15 protein-coding genes are annotated in these 26521 nt (G+C 71.6%); 9 read left to right on the top strand and 6 right to left on the bottom strand.

The features are described 5' to 3' along the window. Positions 1 to 178: 178 nt before the first annotated feature. The 9 genes from pchE (at position 179) to FOC67_RS22275 (ending at position 19676) form a co-directional block, all read left to right on the top strand. The gene (gene pchE, locus FOC67_RS22315) at positions 179 to 4495 is read left to right on the top strand and encodes a pyochelin non-ribosomal peptide synthetase PchE (RefSeq protein ID WP_009316326.1); all 4317 of its coding nucleotides are present in this window, start codon (positions 179 to 181) and stop codon (positions 4493 to 4495) included. Continuing rightward, a complete protein-coding gene (gene pchF / locus FOC67_RS22310; protein ID WP_174707750.1) occupies positions 4492 to 9921 on the top strand; it encodes a pyochelin non-ribosomal peptide synthetase PchF in 5430 nt (1809 codons plus the stop codon). The genes pchE and pchF overlap by 4 nt, the downstream gene beginning before the upstream one ends. Further along, positions 9918 to 10967 carry a pyochelin biosynthesis thiazoline reductase PchG gene (pchG, locus tag FOC67_RS22305; protein WP_003129320.1) on the top strand — a complete coding sequence of 350 codons (1050 nt, stop codon included), beginning with the start codon at positions 9918 to 9920 and terminating at the stop codon, positions 10965 to 10967. Before pchF ends, pchG begins: the two co-directional genes overlap by 4 nt. Further along, on the top strand, positions 10964 to 12676 hold the full coding sequence (pchH, locus tag FOC67_RS22300) for an ABC transporter ATP-binding protein PchH (protein WP_073656144.1): 1713 nt from the start codon (positions 10964 to 10966) through the stop codon (positions 12674 to 12676). The genes pchG and pchH overlap by 4 nt, the downstream gene beginning before the upstream one ends. Further along, entirely contained in the window at positions 12673 to 14397 is a 1725-nt protein-coding gene (gene pchI / locus FOC67_RS22295) for an ABC transporter ATP-binding protein PchI (RefSeq protein WP_073656143.1), read from the top strand. The genes pchH and pchI overlap by 4 nt, the downstream gene beginning before the upstream one ends. 91 nt (positions 14398 to 14488) lie before the next feature. Next, a complete protein-coding gene (fptA, locus tag FOC67_RS22290; protein ID WP_003111969.1) occupies positions 14489 to 16651 on the top strand; it encodes a Fe(3+)-pyochelin receptor FptA in 2163 nt (720 codons plus the stop codon). Next, the gene (locus tag FOC67_RS22285; RefSeq protein WP_003093637.1) at positions 16651 to 16932 is read left to right on the top strand and encodes a hypothetical protein; all 282 of its coding nucleotides are present in this window, start codon (positions 16651 to 16653) and stop codon (positions 16930 to 16932) included. Before fptA ends, FOC67_RS22285 begins: the two co-directional genes overlap by 1 nt. A 1-nt stretch (position 16933) precedes the next feature. Further along, a complete protein-coding gene (locus tag FOC67_RS22280) occupies positions 16934 to 18439 on the top strand; it encodes a PepSY domain-containing protein (RefSeq protein ID WP_009316321.1) in 1506 nt (501 codons plus the stop codon). Next, positions 18432 to 19676 (top strand): RhtX/FptX family siderophore transporter, encoded by a 1245-nt coding sequence (locus tag FOC67_RS22275; protein WP_003112118.1) that lies wholly within the window; start codon positions 18432 to 18434, stop codon positions 19674 to 19676. Before FOC67_RS22280 ends, FOC67_RS22275 begins: the two co-directional genes overlap by 8 nt. 95 nt (positions 19677 to 19771) lie before the next feature. On the opposite strand, the gene phzM is transcribed toward FOC67_RS22275, so the two are convergent. From phzM to phzC, 6 genes are all read right to left on the bottom strand, one after another. Continuing rightward, positions 19772 to 20980, bottom strand: coding sequence for a pyocyanin biosynthetic protein PhzM (gene phzM, locus FOC67_RS22270; RefSeq protein WP_003093633.1), 1209 nt, complete (start codon positions 20978 to 20980; stop codon positions 19772 to 19774). A gap of 297 nt (positions 20981 to 21277) precedes the next feature. Next, entirely contained in the window at positions 21278 to 21922 is a 645-nt protein-coding gene (gene phzG, locus FOC67_RS22265; protein WP_003112073.1) for a phenazine biosynthesis FMN-dependent oxidase PhzG, read from the bottom strand. 25 nt (positions 21923 to 21947) lie between these two features. Then, positions 21948 to 22784: a phenazine biosynthesis protein PhzF gene (gene phzF / locus FOC67_RS22260; protein WP_003093628.1), complete on the bottom strand. Its 837-nt coding sequence runs from the start codon at positions 22782 to 22784 to the stop codon at positions 21948 to 21950. Positions 22785 to 22797: 13 nt separating this feature from the next. Next, positions 22798 to 24681 (bottom strand): phenazine biosynthesis protein PhzE, encoded by a 1884-nt coding sequence (gene phzE / locus FOC67_RS22255; protein ID WP_009316358.1) that lies wholly within the window; start codon positions 24679 to 24681, stop codon positions 22798 to 22800. Continuing rightward, positions 24678 to 25301 carry a phenazine biosynthesis protein PhzD gene (gene phzD / locus FOC67_RS22250; RefSeq protein ID WP_003093625.1) on the bottom strand — a complete coding sequence of 208 codons (624 nt, stop codon included), beginning with the start codon at positions 25299 to 25301 and terminating at the stop codon, positions 24678 to 24680. The genes phzE and phzD overlap by 4 nt, the downstream gene beginning before the upstream one ends. Next, positions 25298 to 26515: a phenazine biosynthesis protein PhzC gene (gene phzC / locus FOC67_RS22245; protein WP_003093621.1), complete on the bottom strand. Its 1218-nt coding sequence runs from the start codon at positions 26513 to 26515 to the stop codon at positions 25298 to 25300. The genes phzD and phzC overlap by 4 nt, the downstream gene beginning before the upstream one ends. Positions 26516 to 26521 lie beyond the last annotated feature (6 nt).

Here is a 26521-nt window from a genome sequence, read left to right as displayed (position 1 = left end):
CCCGGCCCGGCCACGGGAGGGGTGTCGCCGCTGCGGGATGACGCTGCATCTAACGAAACAGTCCGGCTGTCTAAAGCATTGCCGGCCAGGCCTCCCAGGCAAGTGAGATAAGGTCGCATTTGATAATCGTTGCCAGGAACTGGCAACCGACCTCAGATGCTTGCCCTAGGGAGCCCCCATGGATCTGCCCCCCGATTCCCGTACCGCCCTGCGCGACTGGCTGACCGAGCAGCTCGCCGACCTGCTCGGCGAACCGCTTGCCGACGTGCGCGCCCTGGCGGACGACGACGACCTGCTGGGCTGCGGCCTCGACTCGATCCGCCTGATGTACCTGCAGGAACGCCTGCGCGCGCGTGGCTCGACGCTGGACTTCGCCCAGTTGGCGCAGCGCCCCTGCCTGGGGGCCTGGCTCGACCTGCTGGCCTGCGCGGACCGGCTGTCCGCCCCGGCAACGGTCGCGCTGCCGGCGGCGCAGGATCGCGACCAGCCGTTCGAGCTGTCTTCCGTGCAGCAGGCCTACTGGCTGGGACGTGGCGCCGGCGAGGTGCTGGGCAACGTCAGCTGCCATGCCTTCCTGGAATTCCGCGCGCGGGATGTCGACCCGCAGCGCCTGGCCGCGGCGGCGGAGTGCGTGCGTCAACGCCACCCGATGCTGCGGGCGCGCTTCTTCGACGGTCGCCAGCAGATCCTTCCGACGCCGCCGCTGTCCTGCTTCGACCTGCAGGACTGGCGCACTTTGCAGGTGGACGAGGCCGAGCGCGACTGGCAGGCGCTGCGCGACTGGCGCGCCCATGAATGCCTGGCGGTGGAGCGTGGCCAGGTGTTCCTGCTCGGGCTGGTGCGCATGCCGGGCGGCGAGGATCGCCTCTGGCTGAGTCTCGACCTGCTTGCCGCCGATGTCGAAAGCCTGCGCCTGCTGCTGGCCGAACTGGGCGTTGCCTACCTGGCGCCGGAGCGCCTGGCGGAGCCGCCGGCGCTGCATTTCGCCGACTACCTGGCGCGCCGTGCGGCGCAACGCGCCGAGGCCGCGGCGCGGGCCCGCGACTACTGGCTGGAACGCCTGCCGCGCTTGCCGGACGCGCCGGCCCTGCCGTTGGCCTGCGCGCCGGAAAGCATCCGCCAGCCGCGCACCCGGCGCCTGGCATTCCAGCTTTCCGCCGGCGAGAGCCGGCGCCTGGAGCGTCTTGCCGCGCAGCATGGCGTGACCTTGTCCAGCGTGTTCGGCTGCACCTTCGCGCTGGTCCTGGCGCGCTGGAGCGAAAGCGCGGAATTTCTCCTCAACGTGCCGTTGTTCGATCGGCATGCCGACGACCCGCGTATCGGCGAAGTGATCGCCGACTTCACCACCCTCTTGCTGCTGGAGTGCCGGATGCAGGCCGGGGTGTCCTTCGCCGAGGCGGTGAAGAGCTTCCAGCGCAACCTCCACGGAGCCATCGACCACGCCGCATTCCCCGCCCTGGAGGTGCTCCGCGAGGCGCGCCGGCGGGGCCAGCCGCGCTCGGCGCCGGTGGTGTTCGCCAGCAACCTGGGCGAGGAGGGCTTCGTCCCGGCGGCCTTCCGCGACGCTTTCGGCGATCTCCACGACATGCTCTCGCAGACCCCGCAGGTCTGGCTCGACCACCAGCTCTACCGGGTGGGCGACGGTATCCTGCTGGCCTGGGACAGCGTCGTCGGCCTGTTCCCCGAAGGTCTGCCGGAAACCATGTTCGAAGCCTACGTGGGGCTGCTCCAGCGTCTCTGCGACAGCGCCTGGGAGCAGCCCGCCGATCTGCCGTTGCCCTGGGCGCAGCAGGCGCGCCGGGCCCTGCTCAACGGCCAGCCGGCATGCGCCACGGCGCGCACCCTGCATCGCGACTTCTTCCTTCGCGCCGCCGAGGCGCCGGATGCCGACGCGCTGCTCTATCGCGACCAACGTGTCACCCGCGGCGAACTGGCCGAGCGTGCGCTGCGCATCGCCGGCGGCCTGCGCGAAGCCGGGGTGCGCCCCGGCGACGCGGTCGAGGTCAGCCTGCCGCGCGGACCGCAGCAGGTCGCGGCGGTATTCGGTGTGCTCGCCGCAGGCGCCTGCTACGTGCCGCTGGACATCGACCAGCCGCCCGCACGGCGGCGCCTGATCGAAGAGGCCGCCGGGGTATGCCTGGCGATCACCGAGGAGGACGATCCGCAGGCCTTGCCGCCGCGCCTGGATGTCCAGCGCCTGCTGCGCGGCCCGGCGCTGGCCGCCCCCGTGCCGCTGGCGCCGCAGGCCAGCGCCTATGTGATCTACACCTCGGGCTCCACCGGGGTGCCCAAGGGCGTCGAGGTCAGCCACGCGGCGGCGATCAATACCATCGACGCGCTGCTCGACCTGCTGCGGGTGGACGCATCGGATCGCTTGCTGGCGGTCTCCGCGCTGGACTTCGATCTGTCGGTCTTCGACCTGTTCGGCGGCCTCGGCGCCGGTGCCAGCCTGGTCCTGCCGGCCCAGGAACAGGCGCGCGATGCCGCTGCCTGGGCGGAGGCTATCCAGCGGCATGCGGTGAGCCTGTGGAACTCGGCGCCGGCCTTGCTGGAGATGGCCCTCAGCCTGCCGGCGAGCCAGGCCGACTATCGCAGTCTGCGGGCGGTGCTGCTGTCCGGCGACTGGGTGGCCCTGGACCTGCCCGGCCGCCTGCGCCCACGTTGTGCCGAAGGCTGCCGCCTGCATGTGCTGGGTGGCGCTACCGAAGCGGGCATCTGGTCGAACCTGCAGAGCGTCGATACGGTGCCGCCGCACTGGCGTTCGATTCCCTACGGCCGGGCATTGCCGGGACAGGCCTACCGGGTGGTCGACACCCACGGGCGCGACGTGCCGGACCTGGTGGTCGGCGAGCTATGGATCGGCGGCGCCAGCCTGGCCCGCGGTTATCGCAACGATCCCGAACTCAGCGCCCGGCGCTTCGTCCACGATGCCCAGGGCCGCTGGTATCGCACCGGCGATCGCGGTCGCTACTGGGGCGACGGTACCCTGGAATTCCTCGGTCGGGTCGACCAGCAGGTGAAAGTGCGCGGCCAGCGCATCGAGTTGGGCGAGGTGGAGGCCGCGCTGTGCGCCCAGACTGGCGTGGAGAGCGCCTGCGCGGCGGTGCTCGGCGGTGGCGTGGCGAGCCTCGGCGCGGTGCTGGTACCGCGCCTGGCGCCACGGGCCGAAGGCTCCATGGAACTACCGGCCGCACAGCCCTTCGCCGGCCTGGCAGAGGCCGAGGCGGTACTCACCCGGGAAATCCTCGGCGCGCTGCTGGAGGCGCCGCTGGAGCTAGACGACGGTTTGCGCCGGCGCTGGCTGGACTGGCTAGCGGACTCCGCCGCCAGCGCGCTGCCGCCGCTCGACGAGGCGTTGCGCCGGCTCGGCTGGCAGGCCGCGGGGCTGACCGCGATGGGCAACGCTCTGCGCGGCCTGCTCGCCGGCGAACAGGCGCCGGCCGCGCTGCTCCTCGATCCCTGGCTGGCGCCGCAGGCGGTGGCCGCGCGCCTGCCGGACGGCCGCGAGGCTCTGGCGCGCCTGCTCGAAGCGCTGCCGACGCCGGCAGCCGGCGAACGCCTGCGGGTGGCGGTGCTGGATACCCGCGCCGGGCTCTGGCTCGACCAGGGCATGGCCTCGCTGTTGCGCCCGGGGCTGGAACTGACCCTCTTCGAACGCAGTCGCGTCCTCCTCGACGCCGCCGCCACCCGCTTGCCGGAACGGATCGCGGTGCAGGCGCTGGATGACGGCCTGCTACCTGCCGAGCACCTCGGTCGCTACGACCGGGTGATCAGCTTCGCCGCGCTGCACACCTACGCGGCCAGCCGCGAAGGCCTGGCGCTGGCGGCGGCGCTGCTGCGCCCGCAGGGCCGCCTGTTGCTGGTGGACCTGCTATGCGAGTCGCCACTGGCGCTGCTCGGTGCGGCCTTGCTCGACGACCGGCCGCTGCGCCTGGCGGAGCTGCCGAGCCTGTTGGCCGATCTCGCCGCTGCGGGACTGGCGCCGCGTTGCCTGTGGCGCAGCGAACGGATCGCCCTGGTCGAGGCGCTGGCGCCGGGGCTCGGGCTCGACGCCGCCGCGCTCCAGGCCGGCCTGGAGCAACGCCTGCCCCAGGCGATGCGGCCCGAACGCCTGTGGTGCCTGCCAAGCCTGCCGTTGAACGGCAATGGCAAGGTCGATCGTCGCCGCCTGGCCGAGAGCATGACCCGCGCACTCGGTGAGTGTCGTCACGAGCCCTCGGCGGAGGAGCCGCTGGAAGCCCATGAGCAGGCGCTGGCCGAGTGCTGGGAAGCGGTTCTCAAACGCCCGGTGCGTCGTCGCGAGGCGAGCTTCTTCAGCCTCGGCGGCGACAGCCTGCTGGCGACCCGCCTGCTGGCCGGCATACGTGAGCGTTTCGGCGTACGCCTGGGCATGGCCGACTTCTATCGCCAGCCGACCCTGGCCGGTCTTGCCCGCCACTTGCAGGCGCAGACCGTCGAAATCGAGGAAACCCAACTGGAAGAGGGCGTGCTATGAGCCTCGGCGAACTGCTGGAAACCTGCCGCAGCCGGCGCATCGAACTCTGGAGCGAGGCGGGCCGCCTGCGCTATCGCGCCCCCCAGGGCGCCCTCGACGCCGGCCTCGCCGAGCGCCTGCGGGCCGAGCGCGAGGCTCTGCTGGAACACCTGGAGGGCGGCCCTGGCTGGCGCGCCGAACCCGACCTGGCCCACCAGCGCTTCCCGCTGACCCCGGTGCAGGCCGCCTACGTGCTGGGCCGCCAGGCGGCCTTCGACTACGGCGGTAACGCCTGCCAGCTGTACGCCGAGTACGACTGGCCGGCCGACACCGATCCGGCGCGCCTGGAGGCGGCCTGGAACGCCATGGTCGAGCGCCACCCGATGCTGCGCGCGGTGATCGAGGACAACGCCTGGCAGCGCGTGCTGCCCGAGGTGCCCTGGCAGCGGCTGACCGTACATGCCTGCGCGGGGCTCGACGAGGCCGCTTTCCAGGCGCACCTGGAGCGGGTCCGCGAACGCCTCGACCACGCCTGCGCGGCGCTCGACCAGTGGCCGGTCCTGCGCCCCGAGCTGAGTATCGGCCAGGATGCCTGCGTGCTGCACTGCTCGGTGGATTTCACCCTGGTCGACTACGCCAGCCTGCAATTGCTGCTTGGCGAATGGCGCCGCCGCTATCTCGATCCGCAATGGACGGCGGAACCGCTGGAGGCGACCTTCCGCGACTATGTCGGCGTCGAGCAGCGTCGACGCCAGTCGCCGGCCTGGCAGCGCGACCGCGACTGGTGGCTGGCGCGCCTCGACGCGCTGCCGGGGCGTCCCGACCTGCCGCTGCGGGCGCAGCCGGACACCCGGTCCACGCGCTTCCGGCACTTCCACGCGCGCCTCGACGAGGCCGCCTGGCAGGCGCTCGGCGCGCGCGCCGGCGAACACGGCCTGAGCGCTGCCGGCGTGGCCCTGGCAGCCTTCGCCGAGACCATCGGTCGCTGGAGCCAGGCACCGGCGTTCTGTCTCAACCTGACGGTACTCAACCGGCCGCCGCTGCATCCGCAGCTGGCGCAGGTGCTCGGTGACTTCACCGCGCTCAGCCTGCTGGCGGTGGACAGCCGCCACGGCGACAGTTTCGTCGAGCGTGCCCGACGCATCGGCGAGCAGATGTTCGACGATCTCGACCACCCGACCTTCAGCGGCGTCGACCTGCTGCGCGAACTGGCGCGCCGGCGCGGTCGCGGCGCCGACCTGATGCCGGTGGTGTTCACCAGTGGCATCGGCAGCGTGCAGCGCCTGCTCGGCGATGGCGAGGCGCCGCGCGCGCCACGCTACATGATCAGCCAGACCCCGCAGGTCTGGCTGGACTGCCAGGTCACCGACCAGTTCGGCGGCCTGGAGATCGGCTGGGACATACGCCTCGGGTTGTTCCCCGAGGGCCAGGCTGAAGCCATGTTCGACGACTTCGTCGGGCTGCTCCGGCGCCTGGCGCAGAGCCCGCGCGCCTGGACCGACGGTGATGCCACGGAACCCGTCGAGGCGCCGCCGCAGGCGTTGCCCGGTAGTGCCCGGAGCATCGCCGCCGGTTTCGCCGAGCGTGCCCTGCTGTCCCCCGACGCCACGGTGATCCACGATGCCGCCGGCAGCTACAGCTATCGCCAGGTCGCCCAGCACGCCAGCGCCCTGCGCCGCGTCCTGGAAGCGCACGGCGCGGGCCGTGGCCGGCGGGTCGCGGTGATGCTGCCGAAAAGCGCCGCGCAATTGGTCGCGGTGATCGGCATCCTCCAGGCCGGTGCCGCCTATGTGCCGGTGGACATCCGCCAGCCGCCGCTGCGGCGCCAGGCGATCCTCGCCAGCGCCGAAGTGGTCGCGCTGGTCTGCCTGGAAAGCGATGTCCCGGACGTCGGCTGCGCCTGCGTGGCCATCGACCGGCTGGCCGCCGACAGCGCCTGGCCGCCACCGCACGCGGCGGAGGTGGCGGCGGACGACCTCGCCTACGTGATCTACACCTCCGGCTCCACCGGCACGCCCAAGGGCGTGATGCTCAGCCATGCAGCGGTGAGCAACACGCTGCTCGACATCAACCAGCGCTACGGCGTCGACGCCAACGACCGCGTCCTCGGCCTCGCCGAGCTGAGCTTCGACCTCTCGGTCTACGACTTCTTCGGCGCCACCGCGGCGGGGGCCCAGGTGGTCCTGCCGGACCCGGCGCGCGGCAGCGATCCTTCGCATTGGGCGGAACTGCTGGAACGCCACGCCATCACCCTGTGGAACTCGGTGCCGGCCCAGGGCCAGATGCTCATCGATTACCTGGAGAGCGAGCCGCAACGCCACCTGCCGGGACCGCGCTGCGTGCTCTGGTCCGGTGACTGGATTCCGGTCAGCCTGCCGACCCGCTGGTGGCGGCGCTGGCCGGACAGCGCGCTGTTCAGCCTGGGCGGCGCCACCGAGGCGGCGATCTGGTCGATCGAGCAGCCGATCCGCCCGCAGCACACCGAGCTGGCCAGCATCCCTTATGGCCGTGCCCTGCGTGGGCAGAGCGTGGAAGTCCTGGATGCCCGCGGGCGGCGCTGCCCGCCGGGCGTGCGCGGCGAGATCCATATCGGCGGAGTGGGCCTGGCGCTCGGCTACGCCGGCGATCCGCAGCGCACCGCCGAACGCTTCGTCCGTCATCCCGATGGCCGTCGCCTGTATCGCACCGGCGACCTCGGCCGCTACCTGGCCGACGGCAGCATCGAGTTCCTCGGTCGCGAGGACGACCAGGTGAAGATTCGCGGCCACCGCATCGAACTGGCCGAGCTGGACGCCGCGCTGTGCGCCCATCCGCAGGTCAACCTGGCGGCCACCGTGGTGCTCGGCGAGACCCACGAGCGCAGCCTGGCCAGCTTCGTCACCCTGCATGCGCCGGCGGAGGCTGGCGAGGACCCGCGCACGGCGCTCGACACGGTGCGCCAGCGGGCGGCCCAGGCCTTGCGCCGCGACTGGGGCAGCGAGGAGGGCATCGCCGCGGCGGTGGCCGCACTCGACCGTGCCTGCCTCGCCTCGTTGGCCGCCTGGCTGGCCGGCAGCGGTCTGTTCGCCAGTGCGACGCCGCTGGACTTCGCCACCCTGTGCCAGCGCCTGGGTATCGCCGAGGCGCGCCAGCGCCTGCTGCGCCACTGGTTGTGCCAGCTGGAGGAGGGCGGCTACCTGCGCGCCGAGGGCGAGGGCTGGCTGGGCTGCGCCGAGCGTCCCGCGCAGAGTCCGGAGGACGCCTGGACGGCGTTCGCCGGCTGCGCGCCGGCGGCGCTCTGGCCGGCCGAGCTGGTCGCCTACCTGCGTGACAGCGCGCAATCCCTCGGCGAGCAACTGGCCGGGCGGATCAGCCCGGCGGCGCTGATGTTCCCGCAGGGCTCGGCGCGCATCGCCGAGGCCATGTACAGCCAGGGCCTGCATGCCCAGGCGCTGCACGAGGCGATGGCCGAGGCCATCGCTGCCATCGTCGAGCGCCAGCCGCAACGGCGCTGGCGCCTGCTGGAGCTTGGCGCCGGCACCGCCGCCGCCAGCCGCGCGGTGATAGCCCGGTTGGCGCCGCTGGTGCAGCGAGGGGCGGAGGTGGACTACCTGTTCACCGACGTTTCCAGCTACTTCCTCGCCGCCGCCCGCGAGCGCTTCGCCGACCAGCCGTGGGTACGCTTCGGCCGCTTCGACATGAACGGCGATCTTCTCGACCAGGGCGTGGCGCCGCATTCGGTGGATATCCTGCTTAGCTCCGGGGCCTTGAACAACGCGCTGGACACCCCGGCGCTGCTGGCCGGCCTGCGCGAGTTGCTGAGCGCCGACGCCTGGCTGGTGATCCAGGAACTGACGCGCGAGCACAACGAGATCAGCGTCAGCCAGAGCCTGATGATGGAAAACCCGCGCGACCTCCGCGACGAGCGCCGCCAACTGTTCGTCCACACCGGGCAATGGCTGGAGTGGCTGGCGGCACAGGGTGGCGACCTGGCTTGTGGGGTGGTGCCGCCGGGCAGCGCTCTCGACCTGCTTGGCTACGATGTCCTGCTGGCTCGCTGCAAGACCGACCGCGCCCGCCTGGAGCCGGCCGAGCTGCTGGCCTTCGTCGAAGCGCGGGTGCCGCGCTACATGCTCCCGGCGCAGTTGCGCGTGCTCGAACGCCTGCCGGTCACCGGCAACGGCAAGATCGACCGCAAGGCCCTGACCGGCTTTGCCCGCCAGCCCCAGGCGGACCTTCGGCATGGCGTCGCGCAGGCACCGGCCGACGAACTGGAGAATGCGCTGCTGGCACTCTGGCGGGAGGTGCTGGACAACCCGTCGCTGGGCGTCGAGCAAGACTTCTTCGGGGCTGGCGGCGACTCGCTGTTGATCGCCCAGTTGATCGCCCGTTTGCGCGAACGACTGGAAAGCGCCCGCCGGCATCCGTTCGATCGCCTGCTACGCTGGGCGCTCAGCCAGCCGACGCCGCGCGGCCTGGCCGAACGCCTGCGCAGCGCGCCGGAAGAGGGCCGTGGGCCAGCCCTGGCCGCGGCGCGCGGCGTCGCCCCGGCGCAGACCGGCATGTCGCGCGCACCGCTCGCCGAGGGCGCGGTGGCGCTCGACCCGCTGGTGCGCCTGGTGCCCGGCGAGGGCGTGCCGAGGGTGCTGGTCCACGAAGGCCTCGGCACGCTGCTGCCGTACCGCCCGCTGCTTCGCGCCCTGGGTGAGGGGCGGCCGTTGCTGGGCCTGGCCGTGCATGACAGCGACGCCTACCTGGCGATCCCCGCCGAGCATCTCAACGCCTGCCTCGGCCGCCGCTACGCTGAGGCGCTCCATGGCGCCGGGCTGCGTGAGGTTGACCTGCTCGGCTACTGCTCCGGCGGGCTGGTCGCCCTGGAGACCGCCAAGTCCCTGGTCCAGCGCGGGGTGCGCGTGCGCCAGCTGGATATCGTCTCCAGCTACCGGATTCCCTACCGGGTGGACGACGAGCGCCTGCTGTTGTTCAGCTTCGCCGCGACCCTCGGACTGGATACCGCGGCGCTCGGCTTCCCCGCGCCGGAACGTCTCGGCCAGGCGGTGCAGGCGGCGCTCGCGCAGACACCGGAGCGCCTGGGCGCCGAGGCGCTGGCGGAGCTACCGGGCCTGGCCGATCTCGTCGCCCTGCGCGGCCGCGTGCTACAGGCGGCCAGCGGTAGCGCCGACGCCGCCAGCGTCGAACGCGACACCCTCTACCGACTGTTCTGCCACTCGGTGCGTGCCAGCCAGGCCGCGGCGCCGGAGCCCTACGTCGGCGCGCTGCGGCTGTTCGTGCCGGACGCCGGCAACCCATTGGTGCCGTGCTACGCCGAGGCCCTGGAGACCCAATGGCGGGCCGCCGCGCTCGGCGCGTGCGGCATCCACGAGGTGCCCGGCGGGCACTTCGACTGCCTGGGCGAAGCCCTGGCGCAATCCCTGTCGAAACCCATGCCAGAGGAGGCGAGCCGATGAGCGACGTCCGTTCCGTGGTGGTCGCCGGTTCCCGGTTCGGCCAGTTCTATGCCGCCGGCGTCGCCGCCGATCCGCGCTTCGTCCTGCGCGGGATCCTTGGCCAGGGCAGCCGGCGTTCGCGGGCGTTGGCCGAGCGCCTCGGGGTGGAGACCTGGTGCGAGGTCGAGGCGTTGCCTGACGATGTCCGCCTGGCCTGCGTCGCGGTCGGCGGCGCGGCACGCGGCGAGCAGGGCCCGGCGCTGGCCGAGGCGCTGATGGCGCGTGGCATCGACGTGCTGATCGAGCATCCGTTGCTGCCGCGCGAATGGCAGGACCTGCTGCGCAGCGCCGAGCGCCTGGGCCGGCGCTGCCTGCTCAACACCTTCTATCCGCAGTTGCCGGCGGTGGCGCGTTTCATCGAACTGGGCCGCCAGTTGCACCACCGGCGCGGCATCCGCCACCTGGACGCGGCCTGCGGGGTGCAGGTCGGTTTCGCCACCCTGGACATCCTCGCCGCGTTGCTGGAGGGCGTCGGCCCCTGGTCGCTGGAGTCGCCCTCGAACGACCTGTCGGCGATGCGCGGGCTATCCCTGGTGTTGGCGGAAGTGCCGTTGAGCCTGCACGTGCTCAACGAACTGGCGGCCGCCGACGATGGGCGCATGACCTTGTTGCAGCGCGTCAGCCTGACCACCGATCGCGGCACGCTGAGCCTGCTCAGCCCCCATGGCCCGTTGTTGTGGACGCCTGCGGTGGCGGTACCGGCAGAGGATGACGACGGCCTGTTCGCGTTGTTCGACGAGATAGCCGGCGAACCGCTGCCCAGCGCCCAGCTCTGGTATGCCGAACCGTGCAGCTGGGCCCAGGTGCACCAGCGCCTGTGGCCGGCGGCGGCGGCCGAGGCGCTGGCGCTGCTCGCCGACGGCGACGAGGTGCGCCGGCGCAACCAGCGCAGCCTGGAGGTCGCCGCCCTGTGGCAGCGGATCGGCGAGCGCCTTGGCTTCCCCGAGGCGCCGCCGGCGTCGCTGGCGCCGGCGAGCCTGGAACAGGTGCTGGAGCAAGCCTCGTGACCCCGGTGCTGTGGCGCCTGCTGCGCACCTATCGCTGGCGGCTGGCGGCGGCCATGGGGTTGCAGGCCCTGGCCGGGCTCTGCTCGCTGTTGCCCTGGATGCTTCTCGCCTGGCTCGCCGAGCCGCTGGCGCGCGGCCAGGCGCAGCCGGCCCTGCTGGCCCTGGTGCTGCTGGCGGTGCTGGCCTGGCTGGGCTGCCAGGCGCTGGCCGCGCACCTGGCCCACCGGGTCGACGCGGACCTCTGCAACGACCTGCGCCTGCGCCTGCTGGCGCACCTGCAACGGCTGCCGCTGGACTGGTTCGGTCGCCAGGGCCCGGACGGCGTGGCGCGCCTCGTGGAGCAGGACGTGCGGGCCCTGCACCAACTGATCGCGCACGCTCCCAACGATCTCAGCAACCTGTTGGTGGTGCCGCTCGTCGCGTTGCTCTGGCTGGCCTGGCTGCACCCCTGGCTGCTGCTGTTCTGCCTGCTGCCGCTGGTGCTGGCCGCCGCCGGCTTCCTGCTGCTGCGCTCGGCGCGCTACCGCGACCTGGTGCTGCGGCGCAACGCCGCGCTGGAAAGGCTCTCGGCGGACTATGGCGAATTCGCCCACAACCTGCTGCTGGCCCGACAGTACCCCGGCGCCGGCATACAACAGGGCGCCGAGGCGTCGGCGGCGGCCTTCGGCGAAGCGTTCGGCGCCTGGGTGAAGCGGGTCGGCCACCTCGCCGCGCTGGTCTACGTGCAGTTGTCGACGCCCTGGCTGCTGGCCTGGGTCCTGCTCGGCGCGCTGGTCCTGGATGCCCTCGGCGTGCCGCTGGCGCTCGGCCAGGCCTGTGCCTTCCTGCTCCTGCTGCGGGCCCTGGCCGCCCCGGTGCAGGCGCTCGGCCACGGCGGCGACGCGCTGCTGGGCGCGCGCGCCGCCGCCGAGCGCCTGCAGCAGGTATTCGACCAGGCGCCGTTGGCCGAGGGCCGCTCGACCCGCGAGCCGGTCGATGGCGCGGTGGCGCTGCACGGCCTGGGCCATGCCTACGAGGGCGTGGAGGTCCTGGCCGATATCGATCTGGAGCTGAAGGATGGCAACCTGGTGGCCCTGGTCGGTCCCTCGGGCTCCGGCAAGAGCACCCTGCTGCACCTGCTGGCGCGCTACATGGACGCGCAGCGCGGCGAACTGGAGATTGGCGGCCTGGCACTGAAGGACATGCCCGATGCCGTGCGCCATCGGCATATCGCGCTGGTCGGCCAGCAGGCGGCGGCGCTGGAGATATCCCTGGCCGACAACATCGCCCTGTTCCGCCCCGATGCCGATCTCCAGGAGATTCGCCAGGCGGCCCGTGACGCCTGCCTCGACGAGCGCATCATGGCCCTGCCGCGTGGCTACGACAGCGTGCCGGGACGCGACCTGCAACTGTCCGGCGGCGAACTGCAACGACTGGCCCTGGCCCGTGCGCTGTTATCGCCGGCGCGCCTGTTGCTGCTCGACGAGCCGACCTCGGCGCTGGATCCGCAGACCGCCCGGCAGGTCCTGCGCAACCTGCGCGAGCGTGGCGGCGGCCGGACCCGGGTGATCGTCGCCCATCGTCTGGCCGAAGTCAGCGATGCCGACCTGATCCTGATGCTGGTCGCTGGCCGTCTGGTCGAACGCGGCGAGCACGCGGCGCTGTTGGCGGCGGACGGCGCCTATGCGCGCTTGTGGCGTGAACAGAACGGCGCGGAGGTGGCGGCATGACCCTGTTCGAACGAATGCGTGCGCTGCCCGAAGACTGCCGTGCCGCGTTGCGCCGGGCGAGCGCCTGGGCGGTCCTGGCGGCGCTGCTGGACGCCGCTTGCGGCGTATTGCTGGTGCCGTTGGTCGAGGCCTGGTTCGCCGAAGGCGCGTTGCCCTGGCGCTGGGTCGCCGCGTTGCTCGGCTTGAGCCTGGCGCAGGCGCTGTTGCAGTACCTGGCCCTGCGTCGCGGTTTCGCCGCCGGCGGCTCGCTGGCGGCTGGACTGGTGCGCAGCCTGGTGGCGCGCTTGCCGCGCCTGGCGCCGCCGGCGCTGCGCCGGGTCGCGCCGGCCGAAGGCCTGCTGCGCGGCCCGGTGATGCAGGCGATGGGCATTCCGGCGCACCTGCTGGGGCCGCTGGTCGCCGCGTTGGTGACGCCGCTCGGGGTGATCCTCGGGCTGTTCCTGATCGACCCGTCCATCGCCCTCGGCCTGCTCCTTGCCGGTGCCGTCTTCGCCGCGCTGTTGCGCTGGAGCGGGCGGCGCAATCTGGCGGCGGAGGATGCCCGGCTGGCCGCCGAGCGCGACGCCGCACGGCAGTTGCAGGCGTTCGCCGAACGCCAGCCGCTGCTGCGCGCGGCGCAGCGCGAAAGCGTCGCCCGCCAGGGGCTGGAAGAGGCCTTGCGCAGTCTCCGCCGCAGCACCCTGGAACTGTTGCGGCGCAGCCTGCCCAGCGGCCTCGGCTTCGCCCTGGCGGTGCAGGCGGCGTTCGCCTTCGCCCTGCTCGGCGGCGCCTGGGCGGTGGAGCGGCAATGGCTGGACGGCGCGCGGCTGGTGGCCGTGCTGGTGCTGCTGGTGCGCTTCATCGAGCCGCTGGCCCAGCTCACCCATCTCGACCAGGCGTTGCGCGGCGCCTGGCAGGCGCTGGACACCCTGCTGCGGGTTTTCGCCCTGGCTCCGCTGCGCAGTCCCGAGCCGGGCGAGCGGCCGCACGACGCCAGCCTGGCGGCCGAGGCCGTGGAATTGCGTCTGGAAGATGGCCGCGCCTTGCTCGAGGACATTTCCCTGAGGCTGGAGCCGGGTTCGCTGAACGTCCTCGTCGGACCCTCCGGGGCCGGCAAGAGCAGTCTGCTGGCGCTGCTCGGGCGGCTCTACGACGTCGATGCCGGGCGTGTCCTGCTGGGTGGCGTGGATATCCGCCGGTTGAGCGAAACGACCCTCGCCGCCAGTCGCAACCTGGTGTTCCAGGACAACGGCCTGTTCCGCGGCAGCGTTGCCTGGAACCTGCGCATGGCGCGAGCGGACGCCGATCTCGAAGCGCTGCGCGAGGCGGCGCGGGCGGTTGGCCTGCTGGAAGAGATCGAGGCCTGGCCGCAGGGCTGGGACAGCGATGTCGGTCCCGGCGGCGCGCTGCTGTCCGGCGGCCAGCGGCAACGCCTGTGCCTGGCTCGCGGGCTGCTCTCGGCAGCGCCGTTGCTGCTGCTCGACGAGCCCACCGCCAGCCTCGACGCCGCCAGCGAGGCGCAGGTGCTGCGCAGCCTGCTCGGGTTGCGCGGCCGGCGCACCCTGCTGGTAGTGACCCACCGCCCGGCGCTGGCGCGTCAGGCCGACCAGGTACTGCTGCTGGAGGAGGGGCGCCTGCGCCTCAGCGGACGTCACGCCGATCTGCTTGTCCGGGACGACTGGTATGCCGGTTTCGTCGGGCTGGCGGGCGAGGAAAGTTCCGCGACGGTCGTGGATCGATAGAGAAAGACCGGCAATCGAAAAAGCCCCGGAGACGATTTCTTCATAATGATAAGCATTATCAAATCGTATATCCCCCGAGGCTGTTCGAACGATGAAAACGGAGACGAAGGTGATCAAGGGACGCCAGGGCATCGCCCGCAATCGGCACACCCCGTTGTGCCTGGGGCTGCTGCTGGCGCTGAGTCCGCTGGCGGCGGCCGTGGCCGACGCGCGCAAGGACGGCGAGACGGAACTGCCGGACATGGTGATCAGCGGAGAAAGCACGTCTGCCACCCAGCCGCCGGGGGTGACTACCCTGGGCAAGGTGCCGCTCAAGCCGCGCGAGCTGCCGCAGTCCGCCAGCGTCATCGACCATGAGCGCCTCGAACAGCAGAATCTGTTCAGCCTCGACGAAGCCATGCAGCAGGCCACCGGGGTCACCGTGCAGCCGTTCCAGCTGCTGACCACCGCCTACTACGTGCGCGGCTTCAAGGTCGACTCCTTCGAGCTGGACGGGGTGCCGGCGCTGCTTGGCAATACTGCCAGTTCGCCGCAGGACATGGCGATCTACGAGCGGGTCGAGATCCTTCGCGGCTCCAACGGACTGCTGCATGGCACCGGCAACCCGGCGGCCACCGTCAACCTGGTGCGCAAGCGGCCGCAGCGCGAATTCGCCGCCAGCACCACCCTCAGCGCCGGGCGCTGGGACCGCTACCGCGCCGAGGTCGACGTCGGCGGCCCGCTGAGCGCCAGCGGCAACGTGCGCGGCCGAGCGGTGGCCGCCTACGAGGACCGCGACTACTTCTACGACGTGGCCGACCAGGGCACCCGCCTGCTCTACGGGGTGACCGAGTTCGACCTGAGCCCCGACACCCTGCTCACCGTCGGTGCGCAATACCAGCACATCGACTCGATCACCAACATGGCCGGGGTACCGATGGCCAAGGATGGGTCCAATCTCGGGCTGTCCCGCGACACCTACCTCGATGTCGACTGGGACCGCTTCAAGTGGGACACCTACCGCGCCTTCGGCTCCCTCGAACAGCAACTGGGCGGCGGCTGGAAAGGCAAGGTCAGCGCCGAATACCAGGAAGCCGATTCGCGCCTGCGTTACGCCGGCTCCTTCGGCGCCATCGACCCGCAGACCGGCGACGGTGGCCAGCTGATGGGCGCCGCCTACAAGTTCAAGAGCATCCAGCGCAGCCTCGACGCCAACCTCAATGGGCCGGTGCGACTGTTCGGCCTGACCCACGAACTGCTCGGTGGGGTCACCTACGCCCAGGGCGAGACCCGCCAGGACACCGCGCGCTTCCTCAACCTGCCGAACACCCCGGTCAATGTCTACCGCTGGGACCCGCACGGCGTGCCGCGCCCGCAGATCGGCCAGTACACTTCGCCGGGCACCACCACCACCACCCAGAAAGGCCTCTATGCCCTGGGTCGGATCAAGCTCGCCGAGCCGCTGACCCTGGTGGTCGGCGGCCGCGAAAGCTGGTGGGACCAGGACACCCCGGCCACTCGCTTCAAGCCCGGTCGCCAGTTCACGCCCTACGGCGGGCTGATCTGGGACTTCGCCAGGGACTGGTCGTGGTATGTCAGCTACGCCGAGGTCTACCAGCCGCAGGCGGATCGCCAGACCTGGAACAGCGAGCCGTTGAGCCCGGTGGAAGGCAAGACCTACGAAACCGGGATCAAGGGCGAACTGGCCGACGGCCGCCTGAACCTGTCGCTGGCGGCGTTCCGCATCGACCTGGAGAACAATCCGCAGGAAGACCCGGACCATCCGGGGCCGCCCAACAATCCGTTCTACATCAGCGGCGGCAAGGTGCGCAGCCAGGGCTTCGAGCTGGAAGGCACCGGCTACCTGACGCCCTACTGGAGTCTCTCGGCCGGCTACACCTACACCAGCACCGAGTACCTCAAGGACAGCCAGAACGACTCGGGGACGCGCTACTCCACCTTCACCCCGAGGCACCTGCTGCGCCTGTGGAGCAACTACGACCTGCCCTGGCAGGATCGGCGCTGGAGCGTCGGCGGCGGACTCCAGGCGCAGAGCGACTACAGCGTCGACTACCGTGGCGTGAGCATGCGCCAGGGCGGCTACGCACTGGTCAACATGCGCCTGGGCTACAAGATCGACGAGCACTGGACGGCGGCGGTCAACGTCAACAACCTGTTCGACCGGACCTACTACCAGAGCCTGTCCAACCCCAACTGGAACAACCGCTACGGCGAACCGCGCAGCTTCAACGTCAGCCTGCGGGGCGCGTTCTGATGCCGCGCCGGCCGGGCTTCGGCTGGGCCTGGCGGGTTCCGCTGGCGCTCGCCGGCAGCCTGGCGGCGGCGGCCGCCAGCGGTTATCTGTTGACTCGCGGGCTGCCCCTGGACGACCCGCTCGAGCGTCTCTACGCCGGGCTCTTCGGCGCGCTCGGGGTGGGCTTGTTGCTGCTTGTCGGCGGGTTGCTGGCGCGTGGTCCGGGCAACCTCGCCTGGCGCCTGGGCGGTAGCCTGCTGGCACTGGGCCTGGCGCTGTGGCTGCTGGCGGGGCGCGGTTGAAGTGGCGGCGCGTCCTCTCCTGCTCTCGCTGCACGGTGGCGCCGGCGCGCTGTTCGGCGTGCTGCTGTTCGTGGTGCTGTTCAGTGGCGCCTGGAGCCTTGGCCACGACGACCTGCGCGAGTGGCTGCGGGCCCCGGCGCAGGCGGGAGGAGAGGCCCTTGCGCTGGAGCGCCTGCTCGAGCGGGCGGGCGAGGAAGGCGTCGACATCGGCGATGCGACCCTGCTGCTGCCCGCTCCCGGCCATGCCGCCTTCAGCGTCTGCGATGCGCGCCTGGACTGCCGGCTGGACCTCGACCCGGCCAGTGGCCGGGTGCTGCCGCCGACGCCGGCGCTGGACCTCCTGCTGAACCTGCACAAGAGCCTGTTCGTCGGCTTCCCCGGGCGGGTGCTGGTCAGCCTGTTCGGCGTATCGCTGTTGCTGCTGTGCCTGGCCGGCGTGCTGCTGCACAGCCGCCGCTGGCGCGACCTGCGGCGTTGGCGGCGGGACCGCGGGCTGCGCCTGGCGCTGTTCGACCTGCATGGCCTGATCGGCATCTGGGGACTGCCCTGGCTGCTGTTGTTCGGTTTCACCGGCGCGCTCAGCGGGCTGGGTGCGCTCGGGACCCTGTTGCTGGCGCCGGTGGCCTACCCGCAGGAACCGAACCGGGTGTTCGTCGAGTTGATGGGACCGCCGCCGCCCGCCGCCGAGGGGCGGCCATTGGTGTCCCGCATCGATCTCGACCGCCTGCTTGCCGGCGATGCCGTGCGGGCGCCCGGCTTCGTCGCCCAGCGTTTGAGCCTCAGTCATGCCGGGGATGTCGCCGGCAGCGTGGAGATCGCCGGTATCCGGCGTGGCCTGCCGAGCACCGCGAACTTCGAGCGGCACCGCTATCGGCTGGCCGACGGCACCCTGCTCGGCGAGCGCAGCTCGGCGCAGCGCGGTTTCTGGCTGCGCGCCTTCATCGCCGTGCAGCCGTTGCATTTCGCCCAGTACCAGTGGCTCGGGCCGGGCTGGTCCGCCGCGTTGCGCGGCCTGCACCTGGCGATGGGCCTCGGCGCCTGCCTGCTCTGCGTCAGCGGCCTGTACCTGTGGCTGCAACGACGCGCCTCGGCGCCGGACGCCCGCGTACGGCTGTTGCAGCGCCTGAGCCAGGGTTTCTGCGCCGGCCTGGTGGCGGCGGCCGCGTTGCTCCTGCTGGGGCTGCAACTCGCGCCCTTGGAGTTGCTCGCCGGACCCTGGCCGGGGCGGCTGTTCCTTGTCCTGTGGGGCGTCGCTGGTCTGGCGGCGTTGCTGCTGCCGGGCGACTGGCCGCTGGCGCGCGGATTGCTCGGCGTCGCCGGGCTGGCCTGCCTGGCGGCCGCCGTCGCGCACCTGGCGCCCTGGCTCATTCGCGGCCGGCTGCCGGCCCTGGGCCCCGACCTCACCCTGATCCTCTGCGGCGCGCTGCTCATCCGGCACGCCTGGATGCAGGCGCGCGCCGCCGCGCCACCCGCCCACCCCCGTGTCACCGGAGACCACCATGCTTGAGCTGTATCGCCACCGCCGCCTGGTCATCACCCTGGCGTTGCTCTACCTGTCCCAGGGCATTCCCATCGGCCTGGCCATGGACGCCCTGCCCACCCTCCTGCGCCAGGATGGCGCGCCATTGCAGGCGCTGGCCTTCCTGCCCCTGGTGGGGCTGCCCTGGGTGGTCAAGTTCCTCTGGGCGCCCTGGGTCGACAACCATTGGTCGCGCCGTCTCGGCCGGCGGCGTAGCTGGATCCTGCCGATGCAATGCATCGTCCTCGCCTGCCTGCTCGGCCTGGCGACGCTCGGCCTCGGCGTGGCCAGTGCCGGTTGGGCGGTCGGCCTGCTGGCGCTGGCTTCGCTGGCCAGCGCGACCCAGGACATCGCCACCGACGGCATGGCGGCGGAGCACTTCAGCGGCGAGCTGCTGGCCAAGGTCAACGCGGTACAGATCGCCGGGGTGATGATCGGCTTCTTCGGCGGCGGCGCCGGCAGCCTGATCCTCGCCGGGCATTTCGGCCAGCGCACGGCGTTCCTGGTCATGGCCTGCGTGCCGCTGGCAAGCCTGTGCTGCGTGCTCGCCCTGGGGCGCGGCGACCCCCACGAACTCCCCCCGGCACCGGCCGCCAAGGCCAGCCTGCTGCGCTTCCTGCGTCGGCCGCTGGCGCCTTCGCTGCTGGCGCTGGCACTGCTGTCGGCGATGACCGCGGTGTCCGGCTTCGGCCTGTCCAAGCTGTACCTCAGCGATGCCGGCTGGGCCTTGCAGGACATCGGCCGGCTGGGCATGAGCGGTGGCCTGGTCACGGTATTCCTCGGCTGCGGCGGCGGCGCCTGGCTGGTCAGGCGGATCGGCCTGTGGCGCGGTTTCGCCCTTGGCGTGGTGCTCGCCGGTTGTTCGGCGCTGCTCTGGTATCTGCAGGCCGGTCGCTGGTTGGCACTGAGTGAAGGATTGGCGTGGACCTGCGTGCTGATCGGCTCGCTGGCTACCGGCATCACCTCGGTGGCGATCCTCACCGCGGCGATGCGCTTCGCCGGCCAGGGCGGCCAGGCCGGCACCGATGTCACCGCGGTGCAGAGCACCCGAGACCTCGGCGAGATGCTGGCGTCTTCGTTCCTGGTCAGCCTCACCGCGCAGATCGGCTATGCCGGCGGTTTCCTCACCGGCAGCGCCCTGGCGGTGCTGGCCCTGCTGCTCGCCCTGCGCCTGCAGGCCGGCGAGGGGCGCGGGGAGTGGAAAGGGCGGGCGGAAGAGGCCTGAGGCGCTGCCGATAGGCGCGCAGCGCCCGGCACCCGCACGGATGCCGCCTCTCCCGCGGACGGGAGAGGGCAGGCGCGGTGGCCTGCCCGGTGTTGCTAGCGTGGCCGTTCCACCTGGTTGCGGTAGCTGCCGGTGATCGCTTCCAGCGCCGCGCTCTTCTCGGTCTTCGGTCGCGAAGCCGCGGCCCATTCCTCTTTTTCCCGTTCGCGGTTGGCCAGGATGATCTTGTTGGCGGTCGGCCGCCGCGCTTCTTCGTATTCGCGCAGGGCTGCGGCCACGTCGGCGTTGCGCGCCAGCGCGGCGGCCAGCTCGATGCCGTCGAGGATCGCCTGCGAAGCGCCGTTGGCGCCCATCGGATACATCAGGTGGGCGGCGTCGCCGAGCAGCGTGATGCGTCCCCGGCCCCAGTGCGGCAGCGGATCGCGGTCGACCATCGGGTACTGCAGGATCAACTGGTTGCGGGTCAGCAGGTCGCGGATGTCGAACCAGCCCAGGTCCCAGTCGGCGAAGAACGGCAACACGTCTTCCAGGCGTCCGTTGCGGTTCCAGTCGGCCTCGTTGTCGAGCTGGCCGACGGCGGCGCTCGGCACCATGCACACCCAGTTCACCAGCGACTTGCCTTCGGCCGCGTGGCGCGCCGAGATCGGATAGGCGACCAGGCGCGACCAGTGCTCGTCGTTGGCGACGATCATGGTCTTGCCGTCGAGGAAGCGGTCGAACTCGGTGACGCCGCGCCACATGGTGATCCCACCGTGGGACAGCGGCCCCTGGTCGGGATGCAGGTGCGCGCGGACCGCCGAATGGATGCCGTCGGCGCCGACCAGCACATCGGCACCGAGCGCCAGGGGCTTGCCGTGTCCGTCGCGGGCGCCGATCAGTACGCGGCCGTCGCGCTCTTCGATGCGCTCCACGCCGAGACCGGTGCGTACCGCCTGTTGGCCGAGACGCTCGCGCACCGCGGCGAGCAGGATCATCTGCAGTTCGCCGCGATGGATCGAGTACTGCGGATAGGCGTTGCCGGCTTCCACCCCGCGCGGCTCGGACCATACCGTGGCGCCGCTCTGGTCGATGTAGCGCAGCTCGTGGGTGGGGATGGCGGTGGCCGCCAGCGCCGGGCCGAGGCCCAGTTCGGCGAGGGCCTCGACCGCCGCCGGCTGGATATTGATGCCGACGCCAAGGGGGCGTATCTCGCTGCTGCTTTCCAGCAGCGTGACCTTGCCGATGCCGGCCTGGTGCAGGGCCAGGGCGCAACTGAGGCCGCCGATGCCGGCGCCGGCAATGAGGATATCGATGGGTTCGCTCATGGGTGCTTCCTTTTCTCGAGTGTTCGAATCGATGGGTGTTCGGCTGGGACGGATGACCGTTTACCGCGATGAAACGTCGGCGCAGCGGCGGATAACGCCGGTGGCGTTATTCGCCCTACAGCCCGGCTCCGAGGCCGCGGTACGCATGACCGCATTCGGTTATCCACCGTAAAACGGGTGAGCTTCGAGGCCGCGTAGGGCGAATAACCGCTTGCGGTTATCCGCCCTACGGCCCGACTCCGGGGCCGCGGGACGCATATCCGCCGTGAAACGCCGGCGCAGCGGTCAGCGGTGTCGTCACGGTTGCAGGTAGCGGTGCTTCCAGCCTCCTTCGTCGCGGTCGTAGCGCAGGCGCTCGTGCAGCCGCTCGGTGCCGTTGCCCCAGAACTCCACCGACTCCAGGCACAGTTCGAACAGGCAGTAGCCCGGCGGGCGCGGCAGCGGGCCGTCGGTTTCCGCCAGGCGCCGGGCTTCGGCGCGCAGGGCGTGGATGTCGGCGAGGGTTTCGCTCTGCCGCGAGGCGATCGACATCGGGTGGGTCTGGTACGGGCGGCTCAGCCACTGGGCGTCGGCACGCTCGTCGGGCAGGCGTTCGGCGCGGCCGTTGAGGATGATCTGCTGGCTGCTCTCGCGCCAGTACAGCACCCCCGAGGCCCAGGGGTTCTGCGCCAGTTCGCGGCCCTTCTGGCTATCGGCGTGGGTGGCGAACACCACCCCGCGTTCGCCGAGTTCGGCGATTACCACGATCCGCGTCGACGGCCGGCCCTGCCCGTCGACCGTGGCCAGGGCCAGTGCCCGCGGCTCGCGCACGCCATAGCGGCGGGCGCGTTCCAGCCAGTTGCGCAGCACCTCCATGGGGTTCGCCGGCGGCGCCTCGAACTCCGGGAAAGGGGCTTCGATGGTCCCGGTGAGGGACTCGGAAATGTTCGCGTTGACGCCCATCACGGCGTTCCTCCGTTCTGCCCGTTCACAGGTAGGCCCGGCCTTCGGCGAAGGCCGCGCCGTTGCCCGACACTTCCACCGCCGAGACCCGCTCGCCGGCGCCCTCGGCGCGGGCGTACATGCGCGACGGCCGGCCGATCTCGACGCCCTGGAGGATCTCGATCTGCTGCCCGTAGGGGATCTGCCGGTGGCGCGCCAGGTGGATCGCCAGCGGCCCGGCGGCGGAACCGGTGGCGGCGTCCTCGACCACGCCATAGGCCGGCGAGAACATGCGGCTGCGCCAGTGCCGCCCGGCGCCGGCGAAGCAGTTCACCGCCAGGTCCGGGAAGTCGCACAGCGCGCGGTGGTCGGGGTGCAGCGCGGACAGCGCGGCGACGCTCTCCAGACCGACGAACACGTGGCGCGGGCCGTTGCGGTAGACCTCGATGGGAAAGGTCGAGCCCTTCAGGCCGAGGGCGGCGAGCAGCTCGGCCGGGCGGCTGAAGTGCTCCCAGGTGGGGATCGGCTGCTGCATGCTGCAGGCCACCACCTTGCCGTCCTGGCGCTCCAGGGCGAAGGGCACGGTGCCCATCCTGGTCTCCAGGAACAGCCTGTCCTTGTCGGTCTCGGCGCCCAGGGCGATGGCGGTGCCCAGCAGCGGGTGGCCGGCGAACGGCAGTTCGTTGACCGGGGTGAAGATGCGGATGCGCGCGTCGCCGTCCTGTTGCGGGCGGAGCACGAAGGTACTCTCCGACAGGTTCATCTCCCGCGCCATGCGCTGCATGCGCTCGCCGCTGAGGTCGTCGCAGTCGAAGAACACCGCCACCGGGTTGCCTTGCAGCGGTTCGCTGGCGAAGGCGTCTATCACGACATATCTGTGCATGGGCTCTCCTGGCTCAGGGCCGCCGCTCGACCAGCGCGTGGCGCAGCAGGTCGGCGATGATGCGCGGACCCTCGCGGGTCAGCACCGATTCGGGATGGAATTGCATGGAGGCGAAGCGCGGCCCGCGCAGGGCGTGGACCTCGCCGGTCTCGCGGTCGCGGCTGATCTCGATCGGGCCGACCTCGGGGATCTCGATGCGGTCCTGCAGGGCGCGCGCGGCGAAGGTGTTGTAGAAGCCGACGCGCTCGGCGGCGCCGAACAGGTCGATCTGTTTCTGCACGCCCTGGTTGGGTTCCTGCCGGCGTTGCAGGTCCAGGCCCAGGCACAGGCTCAGCACCTGGTGGCTCAGGCACACGGCGAGGAACGGCCGGCGCTCGCTGAGCAGCGAACGGATGGCCAGGTGCAGGTGGCCGATCTTCGGCTGGCCGATCTCGGTGGGGTTGCCCGGGCCGGGGCCCATGATCACCAGGTCGTAGCCGTCGAACGAGTACGGCTCCTGGAAGCCGCGCACGGTCACCGTCAGGCCCAGCGACTTGAGCTGCTTGGCGATCATCGAGGTGAAGGTGTCCTCGGCGTCGACGATCAGCACCTCGCGTCCGGACAGGTCGGCCTGCAACTGCTGGCGCTCGCTGGCGCCGCGCAGCCAGAAGTCGGCGATCGGCGCGTTGCGGCTGGCCAGCGCCGCCACCACGTGCGGGTGCGAGCCCAGGCGCTGCGGCGCCTGGCTCTTCAGCGCGGCGATCAGCCCGGAAGCCTTGGCCCGGCTTTCCGCCGCCTCGCCCAGGGGATCGGAGTGACGCACGATGGTCGAGCCGACGCCGATGCGCAGGCGGCCGTCGCCCTCGATCTCGGCAGTGCGGATCAGGATCGCCGAGTCCAGCGTGCGCCCGCCCTGGCCATCGCCGCCGATCAGCGCCGCCACCCCGCTGTAGTAGCCGCGACCCTGCGGCTCGTAGCGGCGGATCACCCGGCAGGCGCTTTCCAGCGGGCTGCCGGTGACGGTCGGGGCGAACAGCGTCTCGCGCAGCACCTCGCGCACGTCGCGGCTGGTCTGGCCCTCGATGAAGTACTCGGTGTGCGCCAGGTGCGCCATCTCCTTGAGGTAGGGACCGAGCACCCGGCCGCCGTCCTCGCAGATCCGCGCCATCATCTTCAGCTCCTCGTCCACCACCATGTACAGCTCGTCGGCTTCCTTGCGGTTGTCGAGGAATTCCATGACCTCGGCCAGGTTCGGCCCGGCCGGCGGGTAGCGGTAGGTGCCGCTGATCGGGTTCATCACCGCCAGGCCGTCGCGCACGCTGATGTGTCGCTCGGGCGAGGCGCCGACCAGGGTGCGTTCGCCGGTGTGGACGATGAAGGTCCAGTAGGCGCCCTTCTCGCGCAGCAGCAACTGGCGGAAGAAACTCAGCGCGCTGGCCGTGGCGTAGCCGTCGATGCGCGCCTGGAAGCGCCGCTTGATCACGAAGTTGGCGCCTTCGCCGCGACCGATCTCGTCGGCGATGACCCGCCCGACCACTTCGGCGTAGGCCTCGTCGTCGAGGTCGAAACCTTCCTCGCTCAGTTCCAGCGCCTGGTTCGGCAGCAGCGCCAGGGCCTGCTCCAACGGCAGCAGTTCCTGCTCCAGAACCTTCAGCGCCAGCAGCGGCGTGCCGTCGTCGAGCGCCTCGAAGCCGCGCTCGGCGATCTGCCGGTAGGGAATCAGCGCCAGCAGGTCATGGCGCGGCAGGCCCGGGCCGGGCTCGTCCAGCGGCAGGTCGGCCAGGCCGTGCAGTTCGAGCGTCTCGCCGCGAATCACGTCGAGCAGGCCCGGGCCATTGCTTTCCGGGCGGTAGAGCAAGGCGAACGGCGCCGGCCGTTCGAGCAGGCGCTGCAACAGCGATGTGGGCAGGGCGTTCATTCCAGCACCTCGTCGGTGGTGACCACCATCGCGCAGCGGCTGGCGGCGTATTCCAGGGCCATGCGGTGGTGCGCCTCGCTGAAGTCGGCGATGGCGTCGGCCACCAGGAACGGCTGGATGTCGTTGGAGTAGGCGTCGACCGTGGAGATCAGCACCCCGACGTGGGCGTATACGCCGCACAGCACCAACTGGTCGCGGCCGGCGGCGCGCATCCGCTGGAGCAGGTCGGAGTGGAAGAAGGCGCTGTAGCGCCACTTGGTCAGCAGCCAGTCGTCCGGCCCCGGCGCCAGCTCCTCGACCACCTCGCGGTCGGCCGGACTGGCGCGCATGCCCGGCCCCCAGAAGTCCTTGAGCAGGCCGCGCTGCTCCTCGGTCATGCTGCCCGGCTGGGCGGTGTAGGCGATCTGCACGCCCTGCTCGACGCACCAGCGGCGCAGCCGCGCGGCGTTGGCCACCAGCCCGGCGCGCAGGCTCTCGGGCAGCGGGCGCAGGAAGTAGCGCTGCATGTCGTGCACCAGCAGCACCGCGCGCCGCGGCTCCAGGCTCCAGCGCGCCAGGTTGGCCGGCAGCTGCTGGGCGGTCGGCAAGGGATAGGCGGTGATTTCGGGAATGCCGCTCATGCCACGGTCTCCAGGGGGAAGGTTGCGCTCGGGATCGCTTCTGCGCCGGACCAGGCCATCACCGCGCTGAGCGCCTGCCAGGGGTTCAGCCGCGGATCGCAGAGGCTGGTGTAGTGCCGGCTGACCTGGTGCAGGCCGCTGGAATCGGCGACGCACTCGGTGACGTCGTCCGGGGTGGTCTCCAGGTGCAGCCCGGCGGCCACGCCGCCGGAGCCGGACACCGCCAGGCGGAACGCCGCCACCTCCTCGGCGATGCTGCGCACCAGGCGGGTCTTGTTGCCGCAGGGCGCGACGATGGTGTTGCCGTGCATCGGGTCGCTCAGCCAGATCACCGGGTGGCCGGCCGCGCGCACCGCTTCCACCAGCGGCGGCAGGCGCTCGCCGACCTTCTGCGCGCCCATCCGCGCGATCAGCGTCAGGCGCCCCGGCTCGCGGCGCGGGTCGAGGCGCTCGCAGAGCGCCAGCAACTGGTCGCGGCCGATCTCCGGACCGACCTTGCAGGCCACCGGGTTGAGCACCTCGGCCAGCAGCGCCACATGGGCGCCGTCGACCTGGCGGGTGCGCTCGCCGATCCACGGCCAGTGGGTCGAACCGAGATAGACCCGGCGCTGCTCGTCCTCGCGCAGCATCGACAGCTCGTAGTCGAGCAGCAGCATCTCGTGGCTGGTCCAGACCGGCGAGGCATTCGCCTCCTGCCCGGACGCGGCGTCCCAGCCCAGGTGGCGCATGATGTTGCGCGCCGCCGCGTAGCCCTTGAGGATCCGCTGCGGATCGGCCCGGCGCTGCTCGGCATGGGCCTCGCGGCCGTTGACCATGTCGCCGCGATAGACCGGCAGGGTCTGCTCGCCGACCTGCTCGTGCGGCTTGGAACGCGGCTTGGCGTACTGCCCGGCGATGCGCCCGACGCGGATCACCGGCCGCCGGCCGGCCAGGCGCAGGGCGCCGGCCAGCAGTTCCAGCACGGCGGCCTTGCGCGCCACGTTCTCGGCATGGTGGTCGTCCATGTCCTCGGCGCAGTCGCCGCACTGCACCACCAGCGCCTCGCCGCGGGCGACCCGCGCCAGGGTCGCGCGCAGGGCCAGGATGTCGCCGGCGCGGATCAGCGCCGGACTGCCGCGCAGGTACGCCTGCACGTCGCGCAGGCGCGACGGATCGCCCCATTCGGGTTGCTGCAGCGCTTCGCAGCGCCGTACGCGTTGCAATAGATCGTCCATGGTGGG

The organism is Pseudomonas sp. FDAARGOS_761, from assembly GCF_013343155.1.
Lineage (GTDB): Bacteria > Pseudomonadota > Gammaproteobacteria > Pseudomonadales > Pseudomonadaceae > Pseudomonas > Pseudomonas aeruginosa.
Note: the sequence above shows the minus strand (reverse complement) of the source record. Positions and strands in the feature narration are given on the sequence as shown.